This window comes from Bacillus sp. OTU530 (assembly GCF_038440375.1).
Genome location: NZ_JASATP010000102.1, coordinates 1 through 6,624, shown reverse-complemented (window position 1 = coordinate 6,624; position 6,624 = coordinate 1). Strand labels below are relative to the sequence as shown.

Genomic DNA, 6,624 nt, shown 5'->3' with positions numbered 1-6,624 from the left:
ACCGGCAGGGCCTCAAGGATTAACAGGAGCTACAGGACCAGCAGGACCAGCAGGACCGGCAGGGCCTCAAGGATTAACAGGAGCTACAGGACCACAAGGACCGCAAGGAGTTCCTGGAGGAGTATTAGCCTTTGCAGATTTTTTTGCGTTGATGCCTCCTGATAATGCAACAACAGTTGCTCCTGGAACAGACGTGGATTTTCCACAAGATGGGCCTAATAGTGGAACGGGTATTGTACGGGCTACTGCCGATTCATTTATCTTGCCTGCAATTGGCACTTATCAGGTCTTGTTTCAAGTGAGTGTGACTGAACCGGGCCAACTGATTTTAACTCTCAATGGCGCTGACCTAGCCTATACGGTGGTCGGGCGGGCAACCGGTACTTCTCAGATAGTAGGAATGGCTCTTGTGCAAACATCAGTCGTCAATTCAATACTCACTGTACGAAATCCCGCTGGTAATTCTACGGCACTGACCATCACTCCTCTCGCGGGAGGAACAAGGCCTGTTTCAGCACACCTTGTTATCACACGACTCCAATAAACGGGGAAAATAGAATGACATACCGTCTACCAAACTAAGCTGTAGACTGGTTTAGCAGACAGTTTTCGAGTCCCCCTGCAAAAAAAACTGATAAATATGTCAGGGCTTCACTTTCTATAGTAGGAATGTTTATAATAAAAGTCCGGTACTCCTTTTTTATCCCGGAAACGGTACTTTTTTTGGTTACCAAGTGGGAAGGAACTCCAAAAAAAAAGGCTGCATGATTATCCAATTTGGAAGCAGATAGAGATGAATTGTTCATTCGTCCAAAACTTACAACAGTTGACGAACTAAGTAAATATGTAAAGCTTTCAGAAAAAGAATTGGAAACATTGAAATGTGCTATTGAAAAATAGACAACCAAAATGTAACTTCCTATATCAGATTTTATGTCAATTTAATATAAAAGCAAAAGTAAAAACGCTCCGTTCTAGGAGCGTTTTTACTTACCAAGAAAAAAACCACTTTAGACGTTGCCAAAAACTTTTCTTTTCTTGCGCTGCCTTTATCTCTTGCAGTCCTCGTATGACTTCCACGAGTTGGGCATCCCTCTGTCGATCCCGTTCCTCTTGACGCTTCTCCTGGGCATCCCTTAGCAAGGACTCTTGCTCTAATTTCGTATCAATATACTTTTGTAGTTGCTCTATTTGTGTTTCATGCTGTTCTAATTGTTTTAAGACGTCCTGCAACTGTCCTCTATCATTTTGGACAGATAGGACACCTTTCAGGACAGTATGGACACATTCGGCTATTGTCTGTCCGCCTTGTTTATACAAATCTAACATAGCTTTAAACATCTGCAAGTCTTTTTCTGTATAGACTGTTTTCTTGTTTTCTACCGTAAATGAGATACCAGCTTTAACAAAATGAGCCTTATAATTCCTAAGCGTAGACTGGTTTACACCTAACTTTTTAGCAAATATTGAACCAGTGTATGTTTTCTCTTGTGGGACTGCTCGTAACAAGTTCATCCCTCCTTTGAGTACATACAGATTATTCGTGTTGTCCTTCTTAAAATCCTGTCCTCAGGACGTCCTAAGTGTCTACTGTCCTGTCCTATCTGTCCTCTGTCCTAAGTGTCCTGATTATTTTAAGCATATCCATAGCGGTAGCTCCCTTAATCTCGATAATAACTCTTGTCTATCTATTCCATATTTTTTATTCCTACCTAACTCCATCGGCTCATGAACAAACAAGACACCACTGTTCTCTACTAATCCCTTATCAATTCCTTTAAAATCCCATGTAGTACTTCTGCCATAATATAGATAAACCTTATATATCGCGTTGCAAGACATAAGTTTCATAACAGATTTTTGTCTCAATGCGCTTTCAACTTCAATTGCAACAACAGGTCGACCATCTCTATTTAACCAAACAACATCTATTTTACCTTTCCTTCCCTCATCCCCCTTTATACAGTTAATTCGGTATTCTATTACGCCTTCCAAATTAAAAGTTTTAGCCATCGAGGTTAATTTCTTTTGTAGTTCCGTATGATAATAATTCTTAGTCTTAAAATCGATCACGTCATAAACTATCTTCATCTCTTTAATTATCTCTGAAATCAACCTATCCTTCATTTTTCCCCTCCTGTCCTACCGCATTTCACTATTTATTACTCGGAAAAAGCCGTTTCCTTTTCGCGTGGTGTCCCCTACCCTTGCAACCCAAAGAGCATAGGGGTCGGGGAAAATTCGCCCCTCGCCCTATACCCTTCGGATTGTAAAGCAAAGGTCTTCCCCTTCACAAAAAGACTACGTTTCTTCCTGCGTCATAAACCGTTCAAAGCTGTTTTACTTATCGCTCAAATCCAGAGTCCCTATCTCGACTCCTCGTTCGCATTCTCTCCTGCTTTTGCTTTTCAAGCTGTTCTTGTTTATAGTTGACAAATTTTTGGGCACCTTTAACCTCGTTTTCATCCCCAAAATACCGCTTTAACAACTTCTCTTTCGCTTTGTCTAGAAGACCAGCCTTGATATAGCCAATCGTAATTGCCAACTCCGGCACCTTCTCCTTATAAAATTCTTTTACTTTCTCCATTGTTTTCTTTAATAAGTCATTTTCTTTTTTTAATTCTTTATTCTCTTTTCTCAACTGTTCAATTTCAGTTTGAAAAGTCTGTTTCTGTACCTTTAAACGATCATTATCCGCTTTAAACTGTTCATTTTGCGTTTTAAGCACATCTGAAGCTTTCGCAAGGTTTTTTATAGCTTCATAGTCTTTCGGCTCTAAAATTACCCTATCTGTGGCTTTCTCGACCTTCTTGAATCCTTGTCGTTCCAATACAATCTCTGGGTGTACTGGAATGTTATTTACCCTCGACACAACTTCCACATCTTTCATTAGCTTTTCCACTAAATTCTTTGCTTCTATGGCTTGTGCTCGTACTCTTTCAAGCTTGTGCTCATGATATTGCGTTTGCTCTTTAAACTCACTTACCGCCACATGCTTGATGTCCTTTGTAGTTCCCCTCTGCAGGTTGTAGCCCCTTTCGTTCATCCTTTCATTGTAGATGTCCTGAAGACGTGCCAGATCCTCTTTTGTAGGGATGAACTTATTACGACTAATTTGTAGTACCTCTGCTTTCCTCCGGCCATCATAATCACGTGTTAACGGAACAGCAACTACATGCAGATGAGGAGTTGCTTCGTCCATATGTACCACCGCATGAATGATTTTATCTTTTGTAATACCAATATCTTTTTCTAGAAATTCCAGAGACTTATTTGCCCAGGCTTCAATCTCTTCCCGTGATTTATCACAGAAAAATACATCATCACTTGTAAAAAGAAATTCAGCAGCTACATCATTTTTCGCACTATTGATTGCTTGGTCAAATGTTCTCCGTCTATCAGAACGTATAGTTTTCATCCGCTCTTCATGTTCTACCTTCATCTCACTTGTTATTTCATTGAACTTTTTCAAATATGAGCCAGCACATTTTACAAGTTCGATATTTTCACTGGATCTTGTCTTATCAATATCCAGATTGGTGTGCGAAACACGTTCATCATTATGCTTTCCAATGCCTCTCAAATCCCCTGTTGTTTTTATGCCTTTGACCCTAAAAATAGAGTAACTCAAGCACCCCACCACCCCTAAATTTTTCCACCTCATTATGGCATGAGAACAAATTGGATGTCAATTTCAGAACATACTCTAATATTGTCAGCTATCGCGACAATATCCGTGTGCCCTGCGGGAGGTGGACGTGCCGTCCACCTGCTCGGCTGCGCCGAGAGATTCCCCTTTCTCAGGGGAATCTTTAAGAAGAAGTGTGATCATTTAGCTATACATCTAAAAACATAGAAACACGGAAGGAATCTTCCGTGTTTCTATGGTATAGTATTTTATAGATGTTGTTTAACTTGAGTGCTACTGTAATAGCACTATCCTAGTAAGTCAGTTAATTGAGCGATTAACTGGCTTTTTTTCTGTCTATAATCTTCTGCTACATCAAACAATTTAGGCACATGCTGTATTATCTTTTTTCTCCACGTTCTTTTTTGGTCTTTATCCATCATCCCAAAATATCTCCCGTGATAATCACTCATAATAGCTTCTAATATGATACGGTCATTTAACTTTAGTTTCCCATCAATCCTCTCTAAATCTCCTACTATTATTGACTCAAACGGATTGTACTCTGTATCTATCCATTCTTTCGCTTTATTCTTTCTTAGACGGGATTCAAAACGTGTGACATGTTTTATATCTGGATATTGGTCCAAAGTCCCGTTTGCTTCATTCTCAGCTTTCTTGTTGTAGATACAAATATGGTTATCGCTCCCACGTTTTCCTATATACATAGTTTCTAATTCTTTATCCCTGTTCAGAAAGATACATTCTGTCTTACTGGATAAGTCTTTTATCTTCAAATCGGAGGTTTTAACAGGATAATCACAGGCTATATGTATTCCGGTTATTTCTATGTTTGTTAGGAGTTTTAAAACGGTTAATATAACCTGATACACAACGTTATTGTATAACATGTGTTTAGGATTAAATTCAAAGCGCACATCTTTCAGCAACCTATCCGTTTTCTTTTTCCTGTTATTAGGAAGGAATCCATTTTCATCTAACTGTGATTCCATTTCAGCTGCCCTAGTTAACTCTTTAGTTTTAGTTATAATCAATTTCTCTTTTAAACCTAACTCCTTTAGCAATGTATCTATATGATCCTGATGGAGACTTTCTATAACCTCATTTTTGAAGTCAGTTAATAACTCCTGTTTATCTATATCCGATTTTAAGGCCCGTACCTCTGCTTCTAATTGCTCTATTGATAATTCTAGTTGCTTACGATACCTTTTTAGTTTTCGTGCATCAGTAAGTCTACCATCCTCATCAGTTTCCGCAATCATTTCCTTTACGTCCTCTAAATTTTCGAATAGATGTTGATACTCTTCATTTGAGAGCAAGGACTCTCCAGCCTCTCTACTCGTTTTCTCCTGCTCTATTTGAGACTCTAGACTAATTCTATGTCTAATGAGTTGCGGAAGGTCTACAGCGCCTTTCTTAATGTCTCCAGCTAACTCAAGATAGCCACAGTCTAACGATTCCGCTTTTAGTACCTCTTCATAACCGAAATTTCTAGAATGGTGTGATTGTAAGACATACATCATACTTGTACTTGTTAAAACTCTAATAAACTCATCTTTTTTAATACCTTCTTTAAAATCTGCTACAATACTCAATTTATCGATAGTAATGTCTAGAAGTTGGGTAGGAACTAATTCTTTAATCATTCTGAGATACTCCTCCCAATATTTGTATAGGTTTCTACCTCGTCCAAAGTGTAATTTTGTAAAAAGGCGAGAAAATCTCGAACTTTACCTGCTAATTAGATAGGCAGGTAATTTTAATAGAGCGTCACCTAATGCAAAAACACCACTAAGCTAATTCCTTTTGTTTTCTAAGAAGCTCTATAGCAAGGTCTATAATTTTCCCCTGACTGATTCCTTCTTTTTTCTGAAGCATTTCAATAGCGTCCACTGTTTCCTGCTTTATCCTCATAGCTTTTAACACTCGTACTTCTTGAGCTTTCATGATTTTTGCCATTCTCCTCATCTCCTTTACAAAAAATGTTATACATAAAAAAAGCATAACATCAACACTTATATCCCGTCCACTAAAACTATTCAAATATTTAGCGAAATTGGTAGAATCCCCCTACTCATCAAGCTCCCTACTAATGTTCTATGCAGGATTTTATGCGAAAAATAGGGAGGCTTGCCAAAAGATCGGAAGACCAAAAGCCACACCACTTGGGAATTGCATAAAATCCTGCATATTTGATAAATAGGGAGATTGCGAGAAACACAGTACCCACGCGGATGCCCTGGGCATGGCTACTTCCGATAATTAAGGATTATGTTAACTTGACGTGAATAAAATATACATTTTATGACTTCTTTTTGATACGTATAGGTAACTATACAGGCAAGAGAACCCAATTGACATTACATAATAATAAATATACAAGAAAGGACTTGATTATTTTTGTCCTCACAGAATAAAAAAACATTCAATCTTTGCAATCCTTGTGCGTTTCCACCTTCATTCCCTCCAATACCAGAATCACAAGGACCAGCAGGACCTCCAGGACCAGCGGGACCTCCAGGACCAGCAGGACCAGCAGGACCAGCAGGACCTCCAGGACCAGCAGGGGGACCCCCAGGCCCAGCAGGACCAGCAGGACCAGCAGGACCAGCAGGACCAGCAGGACCGGCAGGACCGGCAGGACCGGCAGGGCCAGCAGGGCCTCAAGGATTAACAGGAGCTACAGGACCAGCAGGACCAGCAGGACCGGCAGGGCCTCAAGGATTAACAGGAGCTACAGGACCAGCAGGACCAGCAGGGCCTCAAGGATTAACAGGAGCTACAGGACCAGCAGGACCAGCAGGACCGGCAGGGCCTCAAGGATTAACAGGAGCTACAGGACCAGCAGGACCAGCAGGACCGGCAGGGCCGGCAGGGCCTCAAGGATTAACAGGAGCTACAGGACCAGCAGGACCGGCAGGACCGGCAGGGCCTCAAGGATTAACAGGAGCTACAGGACCAGCAGGACCGGCAGG

At 40.4% G+C, this 6,624-nt stretch carries 5 protein-coding genes and 2 pseudogenes; 2 read left to right on the top strand and 5 right to left on the bottom strand.

Annotation, left to right across the window (positions count from 1 at the left end; translation table 11 throughout):
• A pseudogene (locus AAHB12_RS30830) lies at window positions 1–544 on the top strand (collagen-like protein); the annotation flags it as partial.
• Window positions 545–990: 446 nt separating this feature from the next.
• Here the strand turns inward: AAHB12_RS30830 and AAHB12_RS30825 are convergent.
• The 5 genes from AAHB12_RS30825 to AAHB12_RS30805 all read right to left on the bottom strand — a co-directional run bounded on the left by AAHB12_RS30825 (window position 991) and on the right by AAHB12_RS30805 (window position 5,608).
• Window positions 991–1,509, bottom strand: a complete 519-nt coding sequence (locus tag AAHB12_RS30825) for a MerR family transcriptional regulator (protein ID WP_342048891.1) — start codon at window positions 1,507–1,509, stop codon at window positions 991–993.
• Window positions 1,510–1,629: 120 nt separating this feature from the next.
• Entirely contained in the window at window positions 1,630–2,127 is a 498-nt protein-coding gene (locus AAHB12_RS30820; protein ID WP_342048890.1) for a hypothetical protein, read from the bottom strand.
• 217 nt (window positions 2,128–2,344) lie between these two features.
• Window positions 2,345–3,631, bottom strand: coding sequence for a MobV family relaxase (gene mobV, locus AAHB12_RS30815; RefSeq protein ID WP_342048889.1), 1,287 nt, complete (start codon window positions 3,629–3,631; stop codon window positions 2,345–2,347).
• A gap of 305 nt (window positions 3,632–3,936) precedes the next feature.
• Entirely contained in the window at window positions 3,937–5,295 is a 1,359-nt protein-coding gene (locus tag AAHB12_RS30810; RefSeq protein ID WP_342048888.1) for a replication initiation factor domain-containing protein, read from the bottom strand.
• Window positions 5,296–5,440: 145 nt separating this feature from the next.
• A complete protein-coding gene (locus tag AAHB12_RS30805) occupies window positions 5,441–5,608 on the bottom strand; it encodes a hypothetical protein (protein ID WP_342048887.1) in 168 nt (55 codons plus the stop codon).
• Between the two features lie 441 nt (window positions 5,609–6,049).
• Here AAHB12_RS30805 and AAHB12_RS30800 point away from each other — a divergent pair.
• Window positions 6,050–6,624 (top strand): annotated as a pseudogene (locus AAHB12_RS30800) (collagen-like protein); the annotation flags it as partial.

Bases quoted from the DNA above. Each gene is read 5' to 3' on its own strand.
- AAHB12_RS30820 (WP_342048890.1), bottom strand. From the start codon at position 2,127: ATGAAGGATAGGTTGATTTCAGAGATAATTAAAGAGATGAAGATAGTT.
- AAHB12_RS30805 (WP_342048887.1), bottom strand. From the start codon at position 5,608: ATGGCAAAAATCATGAAAGCTCAAGAAGTACGAGTGTTAAAAGCTATG.
- AAHB12_RS30810 (WP_342048888.1), bottom strand. From the start codon at position 5,295: ATGATTAAAGAATTAGTTCCTACCCAACTTCTAGACATTACTATCGAT.